This window comes from Streptomyces sp. BI87, from assembly GCF_025957665.1.
GTDB lineage: Bacteria > Actinomycetota > Actinomycetes > Streptomycetales > Streptomycetaceae > Streptomyces > Streptomyces albidoflavus.
Window position 1 is genome coordinate 2,793,328 of the sequence record NZ_CP110079.1, and the last position, 21,589, is coordinate 2,814,916.

Here is a 21,589-nt window from a genome sequence, read left to right on the forward strand (position 1 = left end):
CGCCACCCCACGCTACGCACCTCCGCGCGCCCGGTGAAATGCCTCCTGCACAGCCGTTATGCTCCCCAGACATGACCCCTGCGCGTACCCGTCGCGACCTGGAACTCCGTCACCTCCGCTGCTTCCTCGCCATCGCCGAGGAGCGCAACATCACCCGGGCCGCGGCCCGCCTCGGCCTCACCCAGCCCGCCGCCTCCCGCACTCTCGCCACCCTGGAGACCGCCCTCGGCGTACGCCTCGTGGACCGCTCGACCCACCACCTCACGCTCACCCCGGAGGGCGAGACCTTCCGGGTACGGGCGGCGGCGGCCGTCACCGCCTTCGGCGACGCCCTCGACGTCGGCCGCGCGGAGGCCCGCCCGCTGCGGCTGGGCCACTCCTGGTCGGCGGCGGGCCGGTTCACCACCCCGCTGCTGCGCCGCTGGCGCCGCGCCCACCCGGACGTACCGCTGGAACTCCTCCGCCACGACGACCGCACCGCCGGCCTCGCCTCCGGCTCGACCGACGCGGCGCTGCTGCGCGGGCCCGTCGACTCCCCCGGCCTGGTCGCGGTCACCCTCTTCACCGAACACCGGGTGGCGGCCGTCCCCTCGGACAGCCCGCTAGCGGAGCGGCCCGAACTGGCCCTGGCCGACCTCGCCCCGCACCCGGTCGCCCTCAACCCGGTCTCCGGCACCACCACCCTCGCGCTCTGGCCCGCCGCCACCCGCCCGACCCGCGCCCTGACCGTCGCCAACACCGACGACTGGCTCGCCGTCATCGCCGCCGACCGCGCCGTGGGCGTCACCAGCGCCGCCACCCCGGGCATGCACCCCCACCCGGGCGTCACCTTCGTCCCCCTCACCGACGCGCCCCCACTCCCGGTCAGCCTCGCCTGGCCGGACCGCACCACCCATCCGGCCCTCCCTGCGCTGGTGCGGCTGGCGCAGGAGATCACGGCGGGGGCGTGAGGGGCGGGAGTCGTCCGCGCCAAAGGGGATGGGGTCACCGCCAGTACCGCGAGGGGCGCACCTTCACCCCTCCAGCCCCTCCGCCAGCACCTCCGCCACATGCCTGGGCCGAGCCCCGCTCAGCTGCGTGAGCTGAGTACGGCAGGAGTAGCCGTCGGCGAGGACGGCGGCGTCCGCGGGGGCGGCGGCCACGGCGGGGAGGAGCTGGTCCTCGGCGCAGGCGACCGAGACCTCGTAATGGCCTCGTTCGTAGCCGAAGTTGCCGGCGAGGCCGCAGCAGCCGCCGGTGAGGGTGCCGGTGAGGCCGGCGCGTTCGCGCAGCGTGCGGTCGGCCTCGGTGTCGAGGACGGCGTGCTGGTGGCAGTGGGTCTGGCCGGTGACGGGGCGGTCGAGGCGGGGTGGCTGGTAGCCGGCGCCGAGGAGGGTCTGGGCGAAGGTGCGGACGCGGGCGGCGAGGTGGTGGGCGCGCGGGTCGTCCGGGTGGAGTTCGGGCAGGTCGGTGGCGAGGGCGGCGGCGCAGCTCGGTTCGAGGACGGTGAGCGGGGTGGAGTCCTCCGGGTCGAGGAGCCCTTCGTGTTCCAGGGTGTCGAGGGTGCGGCGCTGGACCTTGCGGGCGGCGTCGAGCTGGCCGGTGGAGACGTAGGTGAGGCCGCAGCAGACGCGGCCCTTCGGGGTGCGGGGGGTCAGTCCGGCGTCGTCGAGGACGCGGCGGGCGGCGGCCTCGACGGAGGGGGTGAGGTGGGTGGTGAAGGTGTCCGGGAAGAGGAGGACGGGGCTGCCGTCGCGGCGGCCGGGGGTGGTGCGGGCGCGGCGGCGTGCGGCGGGGCCGGCCAGCGGCGGGACGGGGCGTTCGGGGGCGATCCCGGCGAGGTACTTGGCGGCGGTGGCGAGCGGGCCGATCCTGGCCGCGGCGTTGAGGAGCGGGGCGGCGGGGGCGGCGAGGCGGAGCCAGCGGGGCAGGCGGCCCAGCGCGTAGTGGGCGCGGGGGCGGAGGCGGCCGTCGTAGTGGTGGTGGAGGAACTCGGCCTTGTAGGTGGCCATGTCGACGCCGACCGGGCAGTCGCTGCGGCAGCCCTTGCAGGAGAGGCAGAGGTCGAGGGCGTCGCGGACCTCGGGTGAGCGCCAGCCGTCGGTGACGAGGCCGCCCCGGGTGCCCGCCAGCATCTCGTGGAGGAGGCGGGCGCGGCCCCGGGTGGAGTGTTCCTCCTCGCCGGTGGCGCGGAAGGAGGGGCACATGACGGCGGGGCCGGACACGGTCTCCGTACGGCATTTGGCGACGCCGACGCAGCGACGGACGGCCGCCGAGAAGTCGCCGTCGTCGTGGGGGTAGGCGAAGGCGGTCTCGACGGGGGTGGTGGGGAGGACGCCGAAGCGGAGGTCGGCGTCGAGGGGGGCGGGGCGGACGAGGACGCCGGGGTTGAGGGCGCCGTCGGGGTCCCAGACGTCCTTCGCGTCGCCGAAGAGGCGGACCAGGTCGTCGCCGTAGAGGGCGGGGAGGAGTTCGGCTCGGGCCATGCCGTCGCCGTGCTCGCCGGAGAGGGAGCCGCCGTGCCGGACGACGAGCGCGGCCAGTTCCTCGGAGAAGCGCCGGAAGCGGCCGACGCCCTCGGGGGTGAGCAGGTCGAAGTCGACGCGGACGTGGATGCAGCCGTCGCCGAAGTGTCCGTACGGGGTGCCGCGCAGCCCGTGCTCGGCGAGCAGGGCGCGGAAGTCGCGCAGGTACGCGCCGAGCCGGGCGGGCGGCACCGCGCAGTCCTCCCAGCCGGGCCACGCCTCGGAGCCGTCGGGCATCCGGGTGGCGGTGCCGGAGGCGTCCTCGCGGACCCGCCACAGGGCGCGCTGGCCGGCGGGGTCGTCGACGACGAGGCTGTCGGTGGCGTCGGCGGCCCGTGCCAGCGCCTCGGCGTTGCGGCGGGCCTCGGCGCGGGTGGCGCCGCCGGTCTCGACGAAGAGCCAGGCGCCGCCGCGGGGCAGGCCGCGCGGGTCGGGGACGAGGTCGGCGGCCATCCCCTCGACGGTGAGCGGGGCGTACGGGAGCAGGCCGGGGGCGGCCTCGGCGGCGGCGGACTCGTCGGCGTAGCCGAGGACGGCCAGCGCACGGGCGGGCGGGGCCTCGACCAGGCGGACGGTGGCCTCGGTGACCAGGCCGAGGGTGCCCTCGGTGCCGCAGAAGAAGCGGGGCAGGTCGGCGCCGCGTTCGGGGAGCAGGGCGTCCAGGGCGTAGCCGGAGATGCGGCGCGGCAGTTCGGGGTAGCCGGTGCGGAGCAGGGCGAGGTGGCCGTGGACGAGGTCGCGCAGGCCGTCGGGGGCGCCGGTCCAGTCGCCGGGGGTGAGGTGGTGGGCGGTGCCCCGGTACGTACGGACATCGAGGGCGTGGACGTTGTCGGCGGTGGTGCCCCAGGCGACCGAGTGGGAGCCGCAGGAGTTGTTGCCGATCATGCCGCCGAGGGTGCAGCGGCTGTGGGTGGAGGGGTCGGGGCCGAAGGTGAGGCCGTGCGGGGCGGCGGCGTCGCGGAGCCGGTCGAGGATCAGGCCGGGCTGGACGCGGGCGGTGCGGGCCTCGGGGTCGAGGGCGAGCAGGCCGTTCATGTGCCGGGTGAAGTCGAGGACGACGCCGACTCCGGTGGCCTGCCCGGCGATGGAGGTGCCCGCGCCCCGGGCGACCACGGGGACGCCGTACTCCCGGCAGACCGCGAGGGTGGCGGCCACGTCGTCGGCGTCGCGCGGGGCGACGGTACCGAGCGGCACGCGCCGGTAGTTGGAGGCGTCCATGGTGGTCAGCGCGCGGGCGGTGACGGAGAAGTCGGCCTCGCCCGCGACCTCGGCGGCCAGGGCACGGGCCAGGTCGGCGCGGAGGACCTGTTCGGGGGTGGGGGTGGGGTGCGGCATGGGCGGTCCTCGGTCGGGTGCGGCCTGGTCGGGCGCGGGCGGGCGGTCCCGGAGGACCGTCACCCCCGCACCCACGGTACGCACCGGGCCGCCGCGTGGCCGGACGGCGTGACGCGGCGTCAGCGTCGGGTCGGGGCGGGCGGTTCGCCGCCCTCGGGGCTCGGCACGTCCCCGGAGCCGCTGCCGTCGGCGTGGTCCGCGTCCCGGTCCCGCCCCGCCGCCGAGGAGGGGCGGCTGTTTCCGGCCGCGGCGTCCGCCCGGCCTCCCCGGACCGCGCCTCCGCGTGACTGACGTCACATCACGGAGCGCAAACGGAATCCCGCCCCCACGGTCCGAAAAACCGCCATACAGCGGAATTGATCATTCGCGAACCGTCACCATCTCGATCCCCATGACTCAAGATCTTCCCAAATCGCACACGAACCCTCTTATAGTTGCCGCGAGTTACGGGGAGTCAGCCATTTCGGGCAGCGTCGGACGCGTCCGGGCGGCCGTCGCGCCCCGCAGCCGCACAGCCTGTTCGCATCGGCCCCGGGCGCTGACCACGTCCCCGGCCGCCGCCCCCACGCGTCCATGAGGACCCGATTGATGACAGCGACCACCCCCCTCACGCGTTCGGGGACGGAGCGGTTGCCGCTTCGTCCCGCCGTGCGGGCCCTGCTCGTCTCCGTGCTCGTCACCGGGGTGCTCGGCACCGCCTTCGTCCTCTCCGCACCGCCGTCCGTGCGCACTCCGCTGGCCTGGTGCACCGCGGCCGGGGCCCTGCTGCTCTGCGTCGCCGCGGTGACCGTCGCCCGGTACGTGCAGGTCGCCGAGGCGCTGCGCGAGCGGCTCGGCTCGCTCGGCGAGGAGGTGGCCCGGGGCGACCAGGAACGGGTCCGCCTGACCGGGGAGAACACCCGCCTCACCGAGGAGCGGCGCCGCGCGCTGGCCGAGCGGGACGCCGCGCTGGCCTCGTTCGCCAACGCGGCCGGGCGCATGCAGGCCCTCTCCACCGGGATGCTCGCCGACCTGCGTGCCATGCAGGAGCGCCACAGCGACGAGGACGTCCTCGCCGACCTCTTCCACCTCGACCACCGCACCGCCCAGGCCGGCCGCCTCGCCGACTCCGTCGCCGTGCTCTCCGGCGCCCGCTCGGGCCGCCGCTGGGCCCGGCCGATCGTCATGGAGTCGATCCTGCGCGGCGCGCTCGGCCGGATCAGCGGCTACCAGCGGGTGCGCACCCACGCCGCCAGCGACGTCCACGTGGCCGGGCACGCCGCCGAGGGCGTCATGCACGTCCTCGCCGAACTCCTCGACAACGCCACGACGTTCTCGCCTCCCAACGCCGAGGTCCACGTCTACGCGGAGGAGGTCCCGGCCGGGCTCATCGTCTCCGTCGAGGACGCGGGCCTGGTCATGAGCGAGGTGCAGCTGCGCCGCGCCGAGTCCGCCGTCTCCGGCACCACCGACCTCGCCTCGCTCTCCGGCACCCGGATGGGCCTCGCCGTCGTGGGCCGCCTCGCCCGCAAACACGGGCTGAAGGTCTCCTTCCGCCCCTCGGCCCGCGGCGGCACCGGCGTCCTGGTCCTCCTCCCGCAGGAACTCCTCTCCCGTCCCTCGCGACCGGCGGGCCCCGGCGCCACGGCGACCGTCGCCTCCCCCGAGGCGCGCGAGCATCCCTTCGCCGGACTCCCGGCCGCCCCGGCCACGGCCCCCGAGCCCGAGCCCGCCGCCGAGGCCGAGACCGCCGTCCTCCCGGCCCCGCCCGCCGCCGGGGAGACGCCCGCCACGCCCCCGGCCGGCGACCCGGACCCGTACGACTCGGGCGCCTTCCGGACCGTGCCGTACGACCCGGCGGCGTACGGGGGCGACCGCGAGGACGGGCCCGGCACCCACACCCGCCCGGCCGCCGACGCGGAGCCCGGCGAGACGCCCGACGGGCACGCCCGCACCCCTCTGCCCTCCCGCCGCGAAGCCCGTACGGGCCGCACGGCCGGGGCGCGGCCCCGTACCGCGTCCCCCTCACCGGCCACCGGCACCACCCCCGGGGCCACCGGGTCCGGCCCCGCCGGACTCCCCAAGCGGCGGCGCGGCCAGACCCTGGCGGCGGCGCACCCGGAGGGGGCCCCCGCCTCCCCGGGCGCGGCCCCCGACCCGGTCGACGCCCGACTGCGGGCTGCCCGGTTCAGCAGCTTCCGCAACGCCGTCCGCCCGACCGAACCGACCCCGGAAGGCAATGAGTCCCCATGACCGGCACCACCACCGACGAGAAGCTCAACTGGCTGCTGGAGAAGCTCCTTGAGCGCACTCCCGGCGCCCGCCACGCCCTCGTCCTCTCCCGCGACGGCCTGAAGCTGTGCCGTACGCCCGAACTCTCCGTCGACCAGGCCGACCAGCTCGCCGCCATCGCCGCGGGCATCCAGAGCCTGTCGCACGGCGCCTCCGTGGAGTTCGGCGACGGCTCCGGCGGGGTCCGGTCGGCGATGGCCGAGTTCTACGGCGGGGTGCTCTTCATCGTGGAGGCCGGTGACGGCGCGCACCTCGCGGTCGTCGCCGACGAGGACGGCGACCCCGGTCTGGTCGGGCACAACATGAGCGAACTGGTGGAGCAGCTCGGCGAGCATCTGGCCGCCGAACCGCGGGCCACCGAGGCCACCACCTGATGGGCAGGCCGGGCCGCGACGACGCCCCCGACCGGCTGTTCACGCTCACCGGCGGCCGCAGCCGCGCCGACAGCGACGCCTTCGACCTGGTGACGCTGGTGGTGACGGAGAGCGAGCCGACCGCCGGCATGCAGTCCGAGCACCGGGCCATCCTCACCACCTGCCGTCGCCCCACGGCGGTGGTGGAGCTCGCGGCCGACCTGAAGCTGCCGGTCTCGATCGTGCGGGTGCTGCTGACGGACCTGCTCGACCAGGGCCGGATCAGCGCCCGCCACCCCCGTTCCGCCGCGTCCCCCGGCGCGGTGGACCCCGAACTTCTGGAGCAGGTGCTCGTTGGACTCCGCAATCTCTGACGCGGCCGCGGACCCGGCCGCCGCCGGCCGGCCCGAACGCGCGGCCCTCGCCGGCACCGCCGACAACGGGCTGAAGATCGTCGTCGTCGGCGGGTTCGGCGTCGGCAAGACCACCCTGGTCCGCTCGGTCAGCGAGATCCGTCCCCTCAACACCGAGGAGACGATGACCCGGGCGGGCGAGCGGGTCGACGACACGGAGGGCGTCGCCGCCAAGACGGCGACCACCGTCGCCTTCGACTTCGGCCGCATCACCCTCGACGCCCGCAACGTCCTCTACCTCTTCGGCGCCCCCGGCCAGGAGCGGTTCTGGTTCCTGTGGGACCGGCTCTTCTCCGGCACCCTCGGCGCCGTCGTCCTCGTCGACACCCGGCGCATCGCCGACTCCTGGTACGCCATCGACCGGCTGGAGCACCACGGCACGCCGTTCATCGTGGCCTGCAACGACTTCGGCGGGCCGCACCACCGCGAGGCAGACATCCGCGAGGCCCTCGACCTGCACCCGCGCGTCCCCCTCGTCCACTGCGACGCCCGCTCCCGCGACTCCGCCCGGGACGTGCTGATCGCCCTGGTGGAACACCTGCGGACGCTCTACACGTCCGGCGCGCGCCCCGCCGCCCCGGCACAGGAGGCCGTTTCGTGACCCCGCCCGACATCCCGTCGGCCACCGCCGACGCCCCCCAGGCCGCCACCCCGGCCGCCCCCGCCACCGGCGGCTGCCCCGTCGCCCACGGCGCCGGCGGCGCCGAGCCCGCGCCGCTGCTGCTGGGCGGCAACCGCTTCCAGTCCGACCCCATCGGGCTCTACCGCGACCTGCGCCGCGACCACGGCCCCGTCGCCCCCGTCGTCCTCCCCGGCAAGCTGCCCGCCTGGCTGGTCATCGGCTACCGCGAACTCCACCAGGTCACCAGCGACCCGGTGCTCTACAGCCGCGACTCCGACCTGTGGAACCAGTGGGACCGGGTGCCGGAGAACTGGCCGCTGCTGCCGATGATCGGCAAGCAGGAGTCGATCCTCTACACCGTCGGCGAACGCCACCGGCGCCGCGCCGCCGTCATGGAGGGCGGCCTGGAGGCGGTCGAGGCCCACGAACTGCGCGCCACCACCGAGCGGCTCGCCGACTCCCTCATCGACGACTTCTGCGGCAGCGGCGAGGCCGACGTCATCGCCGACTACGCGATGATGCTGCCCGCCCTCGTCCTCTTCCAGCTCTTCGGCCTGCCCGAGAGCGAGGGCCGGGGCCTGGCCCACGCCATCAACGACATGATCAACGGCGGTGAGCGCGCCCTCGCCGGGCAGCAGCACATCCGCGAGTGCGTCGGCCGGATGGTCGCCGGCCTGCACGTCCACCCCCGCGACCACGTCACCAGCCGGATGCTGCGGCTCTCCGGGCACCTGCCCGGCGAGGACCAGGCGGTGATCACCGACGAGTTCAGCGCCGTCGAGATCATCCAGGACGTCCTGGTCATGGTGGTCGCCGGCCACCAGCCGACCGCCGACTGGATCGGCAACACCCTGCGGCTGATGCTGACCGACACCCGGTTCGCCGCCTCCCTCTTCGGCGGCCGCCACTCCATCGCGGAGGCGATGAACGAGGTCCTCTGGGAGGACACCCCGAGCCAGAACATCGCCGGCCGCTGGGCCACCCGCGACACCCATATCGGCGGGCGCCGCATCCGCGAGGGCGACCTGTTGATCCTCAGCTTCGCGGGGGCCAACTACGACCCGCTGGTCCGCACCGACCAGTCGGCGCTGACCGGCGGCAACAACGCCTTCTTCTCCTTCGGCCACGGCGAGCACCGCTGCCCGTTCCCGGCCCGGGAGATCGCCGAGATCGTCGCCCGCACCGCCATCGAGGTCATCCTCGACCGGCTGCCCGACATCGACCTGGCCGTCGCCGCCGAGGAGCTGACCCGCCGCCCCTCGCCGTGGCTGCGCGGCCTCACCAAGCTCCCGGTGAGCTTCACCCCGGTGCGCGCCGGCTAGGACATGTCCGCGAGGCCGGACCCCGGGCCGTACGCGGCCGGGGCCGGCCTTTCCCAGACCCCACCCCCCGCGACGCCGACCGACCCCGCCCCTGGAGGCACCGCATGTCCCTGTCCGAGACGTCCGCCACCCAGACGCCCGCCACGCCCCCGGGCTGCCCGGCCCACGCCCACGGGGCCGTCGACCCCGAGGCGTACATCGCGCTCGACCCGCTCGTCCGCGACCTGGACGGGGAGAGCGCCCGGCTGCGGGCGGCGGGACCGCTGGCCAAGGTCATGCTGATCGGGGACATCCCCGTCTACTCCGTCACCCACCACGCCGAGGCCCGCAAGCTGCTCACCGACAGCCGGCTGGTCAAGGACATCAACCACTGGAACGCCTGGAACAACGGCGAGATCCCCGCCGACTGGCCGCTGATGGGCCTCGCCAACCCGGGCCGCTCCATGCTCACCGCCGACGGCCCCGAGCACCGGCGGCTGCGGAACTTCGTCGCCCAGGCGCTCACCGTGCGCCGGGTGCAGAAGCTCCGCCCGGGGATCGAGGCGCTCTGCGCGCGGATGCTCGACACCATGGAGCAGGCCGCCGACGAGAACGGCGTGGTCGACCTCAAGGCCCACTACGCCCACCCGGTGCCGATGACGGTCATCACCGAGCTGTTCGGGATGGACTCGCACCACATCCCGCGGCTCAAGGAACTCTTCGACATCTTCTTCTCGACGGTCGTCCCGCGCGAGCAGGTGCCGCCGATGATGGCCGAACTGGACGACATCTTCCAGGCGTTCGTCCAGTCGAAACGCGACGAGCCGGGCGACGACCTGACCAGCGGCCTGCTGGAGGCGGCGGCCGACGGCGACACCCTCACCAACGAGGAGATCGTCAACACGCTGAAGATCATCGTCACCGCCGGCCACGAGACGACGATCAGCCTCATCGTCAACGCCGTCCGCGCCCTCTCCGCCCACCCCGAGCAGCGCGCCCGCGTGCTGGCCGGCGAGATCCCCTGGTCCCAGGTGATCGAGGAGACCCTGCGGTACAACACCCCGACCTCGCACCTGCTGATCCGGTTCCCCACCGAGGACATCGCGGTCGGCGACCAGATCCTGCCCAAGGGCGAGGGCCTGATCGTCTCCTTCTCCGCCATCGGCCGGGACGAGAACCAGCACGGCCCGACCGCCGGCGAGTTCGACGTCACCCGGGACCCGATCCGCCACATCGCCTTCGGCCACGGCCCGCACGTCTGCCCCGGCGCCTCCCTCTCCCGCGTCGAGGCCGAGGTCGCCCTCCCGGCGCTCTACGCCCGCTTCCCCGAGCTGACCCTCGCGGTCGACGACTCCGAGCTGCGCAACAAGCCGATCCTCACCCAGAACGACCTCTTCGACCTCCCGGTCCGCCTCCACGGCTGAGCGGGCGCGTACGCGCAAGGACCGGCCCCCCGCCACACCGGGGGCCGGTCCACACCCCGGATGCCCCGTCTCAGTCGTCGGACATTTCGCCGCGCCGTCCGCCGACGGGCTAGGCTCGCGCCCGTGGCTGAGATCCGGATTCCCGCTGACATCAAGCCCGCCGACGGTCGATTCGGCGCTGGCCCCTCCAAGGTGCGCACGGAGGCGCTCGACGCGCTCGCCGCCACCGGTACCTCCCTGCTGGGCACCTCCCACCGCCAGGCCCCGGTCAAGAACCTGGTCGGCCGGGTCCGCGAGGGCGTACGCGACCTGTTCTCCCTCCCCGAGGGGTACGAGGTGATCCTGGGCAACGGCGGCTCCACCGCCTTCTGGGACATCGCCACTCACGGCCTGATCGAGAACAAGTCCCAGCACCTCTCCTTCGGCGAGTTCTCCTCGAAGTTCGCCAAGGCCGCCAAGCTCGCCCCGTGGCTGGCCGAGCCGACCGTCATCTCCTCCGAGCCGGGTACGCACCCCGAGGCGCGCGCCGAGGCCGGCGTCGACGTCTACGGCCTCACCCACAACGAGACCTCCACCGGCGTCGCCGCCCCCGTCAAGCGGGTCGCGGGCGCCGACGAGGGCTCCCTCGTCCTGGTCGACGCCACCTCCGGCGCGGGCGGCCTCCCGGTCGACATCACCGAGACCGACGTCTACTACTTCGCCCCGCAGAAGTCCTTCGCCTCCGACGGTGGCCTGTGGATCGGCGTCTTCTCCCCCGCCGCCCTGGAGCGCGCCCGCCGCGTCCACGCCTCGGGCCGCCACGTCCCCGAGTTCTTCTCGCTGCCGACCGCGATCGACAACTCCCTGAAGAACCAGACGTACAACACCCCGGCGCTCGCCACCCTCTTCCTCCTGGCCGAGCAGCTCGACTGGTTCAACGGCCAGGGCGGCCTGGACTGGGCCACCGCCCGCACCGCCGAGTCGGCCCGCACGCTCTACGGCTGGGCCGAGGACGTCAAGTACGCCGACCCGTTCGTCACCGACCCGGCCAAGCGCTCCTCGGTCATCGGCACCATCGACTTCACCGACGACATCGACGCCGCCGCCGTCGCCAAGGCCCTCCGCGCCAACGGCATCGTCGACACCGAGCCCTACCGCAAGCTCGGCCGCAACCAGCTCCGCGTCGCCATGTTCCCGGCCATCGACCCCGCCGACGTGGCCGCCCTGACGAAGTGCGTGGACTACGTCATCGAGCAGCTCTGAGGGCGGGGGCGGACACCCGCCCCCGAGACCCCTGAGGCCCGCGCCGGTTCGTACGGCGCGGGCCTCCGGCGTGTACGGGACTCACCCCGCGCACAGCTCCGCGAACCGCTCCACCGACACGTTCCCCCCGGAGAGGATCACCCCGACCCGGGGCGGCAGCGGGCCGAGGCGTCCGGCCAGGAGGGCGGCGAGCCCCGTGGCGCCGCTCGGCTCAAGGACCGTCTTCAGGCGTTCGAAGGCGAAGACCATGGCGGTGCGGATCTCGTCGTCGGTGACGGTCTCGACGGCGTCGGCGAGGAGGCGGTTGACCTCGAAGGTGAGGGCGCCGGGGGTGGTGAGGGCCTGGCCGTCGGCGATGGTGCGGGGGACCGGGACGGTGACGCGCTCGCCGGCCGCCAGCGAGCGGCGGGTGTCGTCGCCCGCCTCCGGTTCGACGCCGATGATCCGGGTGGCCGGGTGGAGCCCCTTGGCCGCCGTGGCCGAACCGGCCATCAGCCCGCCGCCGCCCACCGGCATCACCAGCGCGCCCAGCTCCCCGACCTCCTCGACGAGTTCCAGTGCCGCCGTGCCCTGCCCTGCCATCACGTCCGGGTGGTCGTACGGCGGGATCACCGGCAGCCCCCGTTCGGCGGCGAGGGCGGCGCCGATCGCCTCGCGGTCACCGGTGTACCGGTCGTAGGTGACGACCTCGGCGCCGTATCCCTCGGTCGCCGCCCGCTTGGAGGCGGGGGCGTCCTCGGGCATCAGGATGACGGCGGTGGTGCCCAGTTCGCGGGCGGCCAGCGCGACGGCCTGGGCGTGGTTGCCCGAGGAGTAGGCGGCGATGCCGCGGGCCCGCACCTCGGGGTCGAGGCGGGAGGCCGCGTGGTAGGCGCCCCGGATCTTGAAGGCGCCGATCCGCTGAAGGTTCTCGGCCTTGAGGTGGACCTCGGCGCCGACCAGCGCGTCCAGGGTCCGGGAGCGCAGCACGGGGGTGCGGTGCACGACGCCCTTGATGCGGTCGGCGGCGGCGCGTACGTCGTCCAGGGTGATGGGAAGCGAGGGGGTCACGGCTCTCCTCGGGTGGGGCGGACCGGCCGGCCCGGTAGGGATCGCTGATGCGGACTGACCCTTACTCTAGGCAGCCGGCCGGCTCGCCGCACGCACTTTCCGCTCAGCGGCTGAGCCGCTGGAACCGCCGTACCGCCAGCGGCAGGAAGACCGCCGTGATGACCAGCGGCCAGACGAAGGCCATCAGTTGGGCGTGCTGGCTGATCCAGGTGGCGTCCGCGCCGACCGGGTTGCCGAAGAGTTCGCGGGTGGCGCTCGCGGTGGAGGAGATCGGGTTCCAGGCGGCGACGGCACCGAGCCAGTCGGGCATCGTCGAGGGCGCCACGAAGACGCTGGAGACCATGGTCAGGGGGAAGGCCACCCCGTAGAGTCCGCCGGCCGCCTCCGGGCTGGGCATGAGCAGCCCGAGCCAGACGCCGATCCAGATCAGCGCGAACCGCAGCCAGAGCAGCAGCCCGACCGCGCCGAGGAAGGCGAGGAGGCCGCCGTCGGAGCGCCATCCCATGGCCAGGGCGGTGAGCAGGAGGATGGCCAGTTCGGCCCCGGCGATGATGACGTCGGTGACGCCGCGCCCGTTGACGAAGGCGGAGGGTGCCATCGGCATGGAGCGGAAGCGGTCGACGACGCCCTTGGTGGTGTCGGTGACGACGCCGGTGGCGGTGTTCATGAAGCCCATCGCCATCGTCATGACGAACATGCCGGGCATGAGGAAGTCCCGGTAGTCGGCCGAACCGCCGCCGCCCGGCGGCTTCATGGCGCCGCCGAAGACGTAGCCGTAGAGGAGGACGGAGACGATCGGGAAGCCGAGCTGCCAGAGGATGAAGCTGGGGCGGCGGGTGAAGTGGGTGAGGGAGCGGCGGACGACGTTCCAGGTGTCGGCGGCGGCCCAGTAGAGGCGGCTGTGGCGGTCGTCGGTGACGGTCAGGTCGACGGGGGCGGGGCGGTCGGCGGGGGCGGCGGGGGCCGCCGGGGTCGCGGTGGTCGTCATGGGCGCGTCGCCTTCTCGTCGGAGGGGGTGGTCGGGTCGGCGTCGGCCTCGGCGGCACCCCGGCCGGTCAGGCGCAGGAAGACGTCGTCGAGGCTGGGGCGGCGCAGGCCGATGTCCTCGATCGCCGTGCCGCTCTCCTGGAGGGCGCGGGCGGCGCCGGTGAGGGCGGCGACGCCGTCGGTGCCGGGGCCGACGGGCGCGTGGACGCGGCGGTCGGCGTGGTCGGTGTGCGGGGTGGCGCCGGTGGCGCGGGCCAGCGCCTCGGCGACTTCCGCCAGCCCGGACGGCTCGGCGGCGACCGCCTCCAGCCGCTCGCCGCCGACGGTGCGCTTGAGCCCGTCGGGGGTGTCGTCGGCGATGGCGCGGCCCCGGTCGATGACGGTGACGCGGGAGGCGAGCTTGTCGGCCTCGTCGAGGTACTGGGTGGTGAGCAGCACCGTGGTGCCGTCGGCGACCAGCGCCCGTACGGCGTCCCAGACCTCGCCCCGGCCGCGCGGGTCGAGCCCGGTGGTGGGCTCGTCCAGGAAGAGCACGTCGGGGGCGAGGATCATCGAGGCGGCCAGGTCGAGGCGGCGCCGCATGCCGCCGCTGTAGCCGTCCACGCCCTGGTCGGCGGCGGCCTCCAGGTCGAAGGAGGCGAGGAGTTCGGCGGCGCGGCGGCGGGCGCGAACGCCGCCGAGGTGGAAGAGGCGGCCGAACATCTCCAGGTTCTGGCGGCCGGTGAGCAGTTCGTCCACGGCGGCGTACTGCCCGGCGAGCCCGATCCGGCGCCGGACGCCGCGCGGGTCGCGCCGCACGTCGGTCCCGGCGACGACGGCGGCGCCGGAGTCGAAGCGGATGAGGGTGGTCAGGGCGCGGACGGCGGTGGTCTTGCCGGCGCCGTTGGGGCCGAGCAGGCCGTGCACGGTGCCCCGGCGCACGGTGAGGTCGAGCCCGTCGAGGGCGCGCTTCTCGCCGCCGCCCTTGAGCGCGTACCGCTTGACCACGGAGCGGGCGAGGACGGCGTGGTCGGCGTCGCCGTCGTGGGCGGTCGGCGGGCTGGTGGCCGGTTGCGTGGGCGGGGCGACGGGCGGCGGGGCCATGGAGTCTCCTCGGGCAGGCAGGGCGAACAGCGGGGAGCCACACGGCCACACCCACTGGGTACACCGTACCCGATTACGCGTACGGTGTACCCAGAATTGCTGGGCGGGCCTATCCTGACCCCATGGCGACCAGCGAGAACGGCAGCGACAACGGCACCGAGAAGCCCGGCGACAAGCCCGCGAAGGCGGCCGTCACCCAGCGCAGCATGGAGTTGCTCTGGCACACCCAGGAGCGCCCCGCGCGCGGCCCGAAGCCCGCGCTCACCCTGGAGCGGATCGTCACCGCCGCCGTCGCCCTCGCCGACACCGAGGGACTCGACGCCCTCTCCATGCGCCGCCTCGCCACCGACCTCGGCACCGGCACCATGTCCCTGTACCGCTACGTCCCCGGCAAGCCCGAGCTGCTCGACCTGATGGTCGACCGCGTCCAGGGCGAGGCCAACGACGCCTCCCCCAGCGCCCCCGACGACGACTGGCGCGCCGCCGTCTCGATCCTCGCCCACGCCTATCTGCACCAGCTGCGCACCCACCCCTGGCTGCTCCAGCTCAACCAGGCCCGCACCGCGCTGGGCCCCAACGCCGTCCGCGGCCTCGAACTGGCCCTGCGCCCGCTGCGCACCATGGGCCTGAGCGACCCCGAGACGATGGCGGTGCTGATCACCGTCAACAGCTACGTCGAGGGCCTGGCCCGCATGCACGTCAACGAGGCGGAGGCGGCCCGCGCCTCGGGCCTCACCGAGGAGGAGTTCTGGGGCGCCCAGCTCCCCTACCTCACCGCCGCGATGAACAGCGGCGCCTACCCCCTGATGGCCACCCTCTCCGAGGACACCTTCGGCACCGCCTTCGACCACTTCGCCTTCGGCCTGGAACGCCTCGTCGCCGGCTTCGAGGCCCTGGTGGACGCCCGCAGCGCCGGGAAGTGACCGCGGGGGCGGCTACTTCGCCCCGCGCCGCCCCTTACGCAGCCCGAGCCACGCCAGCACCACCGCACCGACCACGACCAGGCCGACCGTGCCGCTCGGCTTCCCGTCGCCGTCGTCCGCCTCGCCGCCACCCCCGGCCCCGCCCGGATCCGTGGCCCCGGGGGACTTCGCCCCCTCCGGCGCCTTCCCCTCACCACCCTCCCCGTCCCGCTTCTCCACATCCACCCGGACGACCCGGCTCCGCGCCCCCTCGGCCCCGTACATGAGTCCCGTCCCGTCGGCGGTGTACGTCACCGACTCGGACTGGCCGAGCAGCGGCGCCGAGAGCCGGCGGGGTTCGCCGAGGCTGCCGTCGCCCTTCCAGTCGTACGCCTTGGCGCCCAGGTAGGAGCGGAGGACCAGCTCGGAGCCGTCCGGGGAGAAGGCGCCGTCGGTCACCCAGTCGACCTCGGCGCCGGTCGGGCGGAAGACGTTGACGCCCTGGGCCGAGAGCTTCCCGGGGCCCGCGTAGAGGCGGCCGCCGCTCTGCTTCTTCGAGGCGAGGTAGACCCGGCCGGTCTTGGGGTGGACCATCAGCGCCTCGGCGTCGCGCGGCCCGTCCTCGTACTGGACGGTGAACTGGGTGGCGGCCACCGCCTGGTCCCGCAGTTCGGCGGGCTCGGGGAGGCGGTAGATCCAGACGTGGTCCCAGGTGCCGCCGAGGTTGTCGCCGATGTCGCCGACGTAGAGGTTGCCGTCGGGGCCGAGCGAGATCGCCTCGACGTCGCGCGGCTCGCCGACGCCCGTCATCGTCACCGTGGCGACGGTCCTCCCGGTGCGCGAGTCGACGGCGTAGAGGTAGGCGCCGTCGTCGCTGTCGTTGTGCGTCCAGTACACGCCCGGGTGCCGCTTGCTGGCCGCCAGCCCGCTGGACTCGGTGATGCGCGGGTCCTCGATGACGAAGTCCTGGTCGGCCCCCGACGCCGCCGAGGCGGGCACGACCGGGAGCAGCACCGCCCCGGCGGCGAGGACGGCGGCGGCCACCGGCCGGCGGCGGGCAGTGCGGGTACGGCGGCTCATGGCCCCAGTCTGCTACGTGCGCGGACCACCGGCGCCCCCGGGCCGACCCCGCCGTGGCCGGGCTCACAGTCCCCGGCCCCGCCCCGCTGGGGGATGATGCTGCCCATGCGCTTCCTCTTCGTCGGCGACTCCATGACGGTCGGCCGGGCCGGGGACTTCACCTGGCGCCACCGCATGTGGCAGCACCTGGAGACGACCCTGGGCCCCGGCGCGTACACCATCACCGGCCCCCGCACCGGCCTGTACGCGGGCGACGAGGCCGACGCCTCGCAGGCGTACGCCGACCCGGAGTTCCCGCGCGCCGCCCGCCGCCACCTCGCCGGGTGGGGCGAGGGGTGGCGGCACATGGCGCCGCTGATCCAGCCGGTGGTCGCCACCACCCGCACCGACGTGCTGCTCATCTCCCTCGGCCTGATAGACCTCGGCTTCTACGCGCACGCCGAGGAGACCGCCGAGCACGCCCGCACCTTCCTGGCCCGCGCCCGCGCCGCCAAGCCGGACGTGCGCGCCGTGATCCTCCCGGTCATCCCCAACGTCCGCGCCCGCACCGACCCCTTCTTCGCCGACGACTGCGCGCGCTTCAACACCCTCCTCGCCAAGGCCGTCGCCGACCTCGACCGCCCCGGCTCCCCGCTCCTGCTCGCCTCCCACCCGCCGGGCTACACCCTGGACGCCGACACCTACGACGGCACCCACCCCGGCCCCTCCGGCGAGCACCGCATCGCCGCGGCCTACGCGGACGCCCTGCACCAGGCGTGGGGCGTCGGCGGCCCGTACCGCGGTCTGCCGGAATAGCCCGTTCCGGCACAACTCGGTTGCACGGCAGGGCTGTTGGGCTAGGCTTGGCCCCATGACTGCCGGGTCGGCCTCGCGCCGTTCACGAGTAGGGCACCCGGCCTCCGCTTGACGCGGAGGCGGGGACGAGCCCCGCCCTTCACCTTTCTCCACCCCGCCCGCCGCCGCGCAACCCCGCGCCGCGTGCCTGCTGAGCCCGGAGAAAGGCCCACCCTTCTTGACCACCACCACGACCACCGGTCCCGCCACGCCCGAACCCCACCCGGTCCACGCCTTCAACCAGGGCGTGATCGAGGAGTTCCGGGCCAACCAGGGCAAGGTCGGCGGCCCCTTCGAAGGCGGCCGCCTGCTCCTCATCACCACCACCGGCGCCCGCTCGGGCCGCCCGCACACCAACCCGGTCGGCTACCTGCCCGACGGGGACCGCCTCCTGATCATCGCCTCGGCGGGCGGCGGCCCGCACCACCCCGCCTGGTACCACAACCTGGTCGCACACCCCGTCCTCACCGTCGAGGACGGCACCTTCACCTACGAGGCCCGCGCCGAGATCCTGACCGGCGAGGAACGCGACCGCCTCTACGCCCGCGCCGCCGAGGCCGACCCGGGCTGGGCCGAGTACCAGCGTAAGACCACCCGCACCATCCCCGTGGTCGCCCTCACCCAGATCGACGCCGGCCCGCCCGCCGGCGCCGACCCGGCCGCCGTGCTGCTCGCCGTCCACGACGCCTTCCGACGCGAACTGAGCATCGTACGCCGCGAGTTCGCCGAGTCCGGCCCGACCCTGGCGGCCCAGCTCAAGGTCAACTGCCTCACCGCCTGCGACGGCCTCCACTTCCACCACACCACGGAGGACCGGGGCCTGTTCCCCGCCCTGGCCCAGCAGCACCCCGGCCTGGCCCCGGCCCTCGACCGCCTCCGCGCGGAACACGAGACCGTCGCCACCCTGCTGACCGCCCTCCGCACCACCCTCGACCGCACCGACACCACCCCGGCCGGCCTCCTCCCGGACATCGACCGCCTGATCACCGACCTGGAGGCCCACCTGACGTACGAGGAGGAGATCCTGCTCCCCCTGCTCCGAGCCACCGCCTGACCAGACCACACCGCACCACTCCCCGCCCCCGGCCTCCGGGGACGGGGAGTGTGCCGGTTGTGTGCCCCGCGTGGAGACGCCCGCCTCTCCGTAGGAGACGCGGGCAGCCGGTCGTATGCTGCACGCGCGGTGCTCAGGGTCCGCCCCGGCGGCCCGGCGGGAGCACGGCACGCAGCGGACTGACGGGGGAGAGGAACCGCACGTGGGGCCGAAGGACGCCGACGGCGAGGCGGAGTTGAAGAAGCGCGCCGAGAAGCTGCGGGAGTGCGCCCGCGAGGCCCGCACTCTCGCCCGCCGCCTCGGGCCGTACCTGGACGACCCGGTGAAGAAGGCCACCCCGCGCGCCGCCACCGGCGACGGCAAGGGCGCGATCTGGCAGGGCCCGTACGCCGACGCGTGCACCGCCAAGCTCCAGGGCCACCAGCGCACCCTGAACGGCATGGGCACCGCCCTGCTGGCCGACGCCACCCGCTGGGAAGGCCAGGCCGACGAGCTGGACCGGCAGGCCAAGGAGAAGGCCAAGTCCTCGGCGGGCGGCAACTGATGGCCTTCCGCGGATTCGACGCCGCCCGGATACGGGCCCTCGCGGGCGACCTGGACCGCCTCGCCGGCGACTCGGGACGCCTCCACTCCCAGCTCGCCACCCTCCTCACCACCGCCCAGCAGAACCTGCCCGCCGGCCAGAGCGCCTCCCGCGACCCCGATCTCCAGGGCCTGGTCGGCGACCTGATCCCCATGCCCTCCCTCTTCGGCGGCCGCCGGCGCCTGCCCGGCTCGCTCCAGGGCGAACTGGGCGACATGCAGGGCTCTATGAAGCGGCGCGTGCGGCAGATGGAGGGCCTGGCGGAACTGGCGAAGCTCGGCTACCCCGTCCGCGACGGCAGCGTCTTCCTCGACGAGAAGCCGCCGGACGCGAAGAAGATCGACGCCGCCCTGCGCGACTTCCAGTCCCTGCGCACCACCGACTTCGGCACCAACGGCAACCGGGACGACCTGGAGAAGACCGCCGCCGAACTGGAGGGGCTGTCCGCCGCCGAACTCGACGTCTTCTTCTCCAAGTCCTCCCCCGAGGACCTCGCCTTCTACAACGAACTGCTCACCGACACCGGCGACTCCGGCTGGAACCCGTTCGACAGGAACGGCCTGCCCGAGGCCGAACGCCAGGACACCCTGAGCCTGATGCTCTCCAGGATCAGCCCGCAGAACGTGGCCAAGTTCCAGACCGCCTTCCCCGGCATGCAGCCCACCTTCACCAACACGGGCGCGTACGAGGAGGGCGGCAACAACCAGAACGGCCAGACCAACAACGGCATCCACTGGGCGCCGCCCTCCGACCCCCTCTTCCGCGACGGGGTCTCCGCCGACGACGTCAGCCAGAACCAGTTCGGCGACTGCTGGTACGTCGCCTCGCTGGCCGGGCTCTCCCAGCAGAACCCCCGGTTCATCGAGGAGGGCATCAAGGAGAACCCCAACGGCACCGTCAGCGTCCGCGTCTGGGACAAGGAGGGCAACCACCGCTGGGTGACCATGACCGCCGACCTCCCGACCGACCAGAACGGCAACCCGATCAGCACGTACGGCAACGGCGAGACCTGGCCCGCGTACTACGAGAAGGCGTTCGCGATGGTCTACTCCGAGGACGGCGAGGGGGAGCGCGGCTACGGCGGCATCGAGGGCGACGACCCCAAGAAGGCCGCCCCCTACCTGACCGGCCAGGAGGGCGAGGACCTGGAGACCGGCGGCTTCCTCGGCATCGGCCAGAGCCAGGACAAGGACATCGACCGGCTGCGCGAGGCGTACGAGTCCGGCCAGGTCGTCACCCTCTCCACCCCGGACGACGAGAGCCTCGACAAGGACCACCCCAAGGAGTGGGGCAGCACCTACCACACCAACCACGCCTACTACGTGCGCGGCTTCACCGACGACGGCAAGGTCATCCTCGGCAACCCCTGGGGCGTGCAGGGCTACGCGCCGATCACCGTGAGCCAGGACCAGCTCGACAAGTACTTCCACTACCCCGAGGCGTTCGATGTCCCCTGACGACGCGGCAGCACCGCAGGTCAAGTACCCCTTCGCATACGACGGGCGCTGGGTGCTGCGCTACCACGTCCCGTACTCCGTCGAGCACGAGGGCCGCACCCACCGCATCGTGGCCACGATCTTCGCCCAGCCCTCGGTACACGGCCGCATCCAGATCAGCAGCGCCGGCCGGCCCCTCGTCGAGCACGACGACCTGACCCCCGGCGACACCGTCGAGATCACCGGCGACCCCTGGCGCGTCACCGAGGTCGACTACCGCACCCGGATCGTCCTGGAGCGCGCCCATGCGTAGGTACGGCCGGGGCGCCGGCACGGGAGCTGCGGCCGCGCTGGCCCTGCTGGCCCTGGCCGGGTGCGGCACGTCCCCCGACCCCGGCGGCAAGGGCGACGACGACACCGGCAAGCCGACCCCGGCCGCCCGCGACAAGGGTCCCGCCTGCGTCGGCGAGGACCCCGGCTCCACCGTCCACGTCCTGCGGGGCGGCGGCTTCAAACTCCCCGGCGGAGGCGGCGTGCAGTACGCGGACGCCACCGCCGACGGTACGAAGCGCACGGCCACCCTGCGCGACGGCGCCACGTACACCTCCGGCCAGCAGCAGTGGAAGGTGACCCCCGGCGCCGAGGTCGCCCTCTCCGGCCACGCCTACACCGTCCGCCAGGTCTGCGCCCACCGCGTCACCCTGGAACCGGAGTCCGCCGAGGACCGCACCGCCCTCGCCGCCGAACCCACCTCGCTCGAACCCCGCCAGGGCGCCGCCGACGACGCCCTCTGCTTCACCACCAACCCCACCGTCCTGAAGGCCGCCGCCCAGGGCTTCCCCGCCCAGGGCGACACCCTGTCCCTCCTCGCCAACGGCGGCGTCCAGCGCTTCCCCACCGGCCTCTCCGTCACGGTCGCCTACGTCCACCCGGACACCGGCACCGCCGGCCTCGACGCCAACTGCGCCACCGTCCCCGTCGCCGGCTACGAGGACGTACGGGCCGGGGACACCGTGGAGTTCGCCGGGGTGGAGTTCGAGGTGGCGACCCTGACCGACAAGGCCGTACGCCTCACGCGCACCAGCGGCTAGGGGAGGGACGGGGCCCCGCCCCTC

Annotated in this window: 20 protein-coding genes; 15 read left to right on the forward strand and 5 right to left on the reverse strand. The window is 74.3% G+C overall.

Features of this window, described 5'->3' with window-relative positions:
* Positions 1 to 71 precede the first annotated feature (71 nt).
* On the forward strand, positions 72 to 950 hold the full coding sequence (locus tag OIM89_RS12030; RefSeq protein WP_047471177.1) for a LysR family transcriptional regulator: 879 nt from the start codon (positions 72 to 74) through the stop codon (positions 948 to 950).
* Positions 951 to 1,013: 63 nt separating this feature from the next.
* On the opposite strand, the gene OIM89_RS12035 is transcribed toward OIM89_RS12030, so the two are convergent.
* Complete coding sequence (locus OIM89_RS12035; RefSeq protein WP_264491253.1) at positions 1,014 to 3,839, reverse strand: FAD-binding and (Fe-S)-binding domain-containing protein; 2,826 nt, start codon at positions 3,837 to 3,839, stop codon at positions 1,014 to 1,016.
* Positions 3,840 to 4,427: 588 nt separating this feature from the next.
* On the opposite strand from OIM89_RS12035, the gene OIM89_RS12040 reads away from it, so the two are divergent.
* From OIM89_RS12040 to serC, 7 genes are all read left to right on the forward strand, one after another.
* On the forward strand, positions 4,428 to 6,071 hold the full coding sequence (locus OIM89_RS12040; RefSeq protein ID WP_051727212.1) for a sensor histidine kinase: 1,644 nt from the start codon (positions 4,428 to 4,430) through the stop codon (positions 6,069 to 6,071).
* Entirely contained in the window at positions 6,068 to 6,484 is a 417-nt protein-coding gene (locus OIM89_RS12045; protein ID WP_003950061.1) for a roadblock/LC7 domain-containing protein, read from the forward strand. The genes OIM89_RS12040 and OIM89_RS12045 overlap by 4 nt, the downstream gene beginning before the upstream one ends.
* Entirely contained in the window at positions 6,484 to 6,837 is a 354-nt protein-coding gene (locus OIM89_RS12050; RefSeq protein WP_003950060.1) for a DUF742 domain-containing protein, read from the forward strand. Before OIM89_RS12045 ends, OIM89_RS12050 begins: the two co-directional genes overlap by 1 nt.
* A complete protein-coding gene (locus OIM89_RS12055; protein ID WP_030698061.1) occupies positions 6,818 to 7,477 on the forward strand; it encodes a GTP-binding protein in 660 nt (219 codons plus the stop codon). The genes OIM89_RS12050 and OIM89_RS12055 overlap by 20 nt, the downstream gene beginning before the upstream one ends.
* Positions 7,474 to 8,820, forward strand: coding sequence for a cytochrome P450 (locus tag OIM89_RS12060; protein WP_195730550.1), 1,347 nt, complete (start codon positions 7,474 to 7,476; stop codon positions 8,818 to 8,820). Before OIM89_RS12055 ends, OIM89_RS12060 begins: the two co-directional genes overlap by 4 nt.
* A gap of 104 nt (positions 8,821 to 8,924) precedes the next feature.
* Positions 8,925 to 10,223, forward strand: coding sequence for a cytochrome P450 family protein (locus tag OIM89_RS12065; protein ID WP_195730551.1), 1,299 nt, complete (start codon positions 8,925 to 8,927; stop codon positions 10,221 to 10,223).
* Between the two features lie 123 nt (positions 10,224 to 10,346).
* Positions 10,347 to 11,465, forward strand: a complete 1,119-nt coding sequence (serC, locus tag OIM89_RS12070; RefSeq protein WP_030698064.1) for a phosphoserine transaminase — start codon at positions 10,347 to 10,349, stop codon at positions 11,463 to 11,465.
* Between the two features lie 81 nt (positions 11,466 to 11,546).
* Here serC and OIM89_RS12075 read toward each other — a convergent pair whose 3' ends face one another.
* From OIM89_RS12075 to OIM89_RS12085, 3 genes are all read right to left on the reverse strand, one after another.
* Positions 11,547 to 12,515, reverse strand: coding sequence for a pyridoxal-phosphate dependent enzyme (locus OIM89_RS12075; protein WP_030698065.1), 969 nt, complete (start codon positions 12,513 to 12,515; stop codon positions 11,547 to 11,549).
* Between the two features lie 103 nt (positions 12,516 to 12,618).
* Positions 12,619 to 13,503 (reverse strand): ABC transporter permease, encoded by an 885-nt coding sequence (locus tag OIM89_RS12080; RefSeq protein WP_030698066.1) that lies wholly within the window; start codon positions 13,501 to 13,503, stop codon positions 12,619 to 12,621.
* Entirely contained in the window at positions 13,500 to 14,585 is a 1,086-nt protein-coding gene (locus OIM89_RS12085) for a daunorubicin resistance protein DrrA family ABC transporter ATP-binding protein (protein ID WP_030698067.1), read from the reverse strand. Before OIM89_RS12085 ends, OIM89_RS12080 begins: the two co-directional genes overlap by 4 nt.
* Before the next feature lie 122 nt (positions 14,586 to 14,707).
* Between OIM89_RS12085 and OIM89_RS12090 the strand changes: the two genes are divergently transcribed.
* The gene (locus OIM89_RS12090; RefSeq protein ID WP_047471183.1) at positions 14,708 to 15,508 is read left to right on the forward strand and encodes a TetR/AcrR family transcriptional regulator; all 801 of its coding nucleotides are present in this window, start codon (positions 14,708 to 14,710) and stop codon (positions 15,506 to 15,508) included.
* A 12-nt stretch (positions 15,509 to 15,520) separates the two neighbouring features.
* On the opposite strand, the gene OIM89_RS12095 is transcribed toward OIM89_RS12090, so the two are convergent.
* Positions 15,521 to 16,567, reverse strand: a complete 1,047-nt coding sequence (locus tag OIM89_RS12095; protein ID WP_047471185.1) for a hypothetical protein — start codon at positions 16,565 to 16,567, stop codon at positions 15,521 to 15,523.
* Positions 16,568 to 16,672: 105 nt separating this feature from the next.
* Between OIM89_RS12095 and OIM89_RS12100 the strand changes: the two genes are divergently transcribed.
* The 6 genes from OIM89_RS12100 to OIM89_RS12125 all read left to right on the forward strand — a co-directional run bounded on the left by OIM89_RS12100 (position 16,673) and on the right by OIM89_RS12125 (position 21,565).
* Positions 16,673 to 17,362 carry a GDSL-type esterase/lipase family protein gene (locus OIM89_RS12100; protein ID WP_264491254.1) on the forward strand — a complete coding sequence of 230 codons (690 nt, stop codon included), beginning with the start codon at positions 16,673 to 16,675 and terminating at the stop codon, positions 17,360 to 17,362.
* 217 nt (positions 17,363 to 17,579) lie between these two features.
* Positions 17,580 to 18,455: a nitroreductase/quinone reductase family protein gene (locus OIM89_RS12105; RefSeq protein WP_047471187.1), complete on the forward strand. Its 876-nt coding sequence runs from the start codon at positions 17,580 to 17,582 to the stop codon at positions 18,453 to 18,455.
* Positions 18,456 to 18,657: 202 nt separating this feature from the next.
* Positions 18,658 to 18,999: a hypothetical protein gene (locus OIM89_RS12110; RefSeq protein ID WP_030698072.1), complete on the forward strand. Its 342-nt coding sequence runs from the start codon at positions 18,658 to 18,660 to the stop codon at positions 18,997 to 18,999.
* A complete protein-coding gene (locus OIM89_RS12115) occupies positions 18,999 to 20,495 on the forward strand; it encodes a C2 family cysteine protease (RefSeq protein ID WP_264491255.1) in 1,497 nt (498 codons plus the stop codon). The genes OIM89_RS12110 and OIM89_RS12115 overlap by 1 nt, the downstream gene beginning before the upstream one ends.
* Positions 20,485 to 20,787 carry a hypothetical protein gene (locus OIM89_RS12120; RefSeq protein ID WP_030698074.1) on the forward strand — a complete coding sequence of 101 codons (303 nt, stop codon included), beginning with the start codon at positions 20,485 to 20,487 and terminating at the stop codon, positions 20,785 to 20,787. Before OIM89_RS12115 ends, OIM89_RS12120 begins: the two co-directional genes overlap by 11 nt.
* Entirely contained in the window at positions 20,780 to 21,565 is a 786-nt protein-coding gene (locus OIM89_RS12125; protein ID WP_217466302.1) for a hypothetical protein, read from the forward strand. The genes OIM89_RS12120 and OIM89_RS12125 overlap by 8 nt, the downstream gene beginning before the upstream one ends.
* Positions 21,566 to 21,589 lie beyond the last annotated feature (24 nt).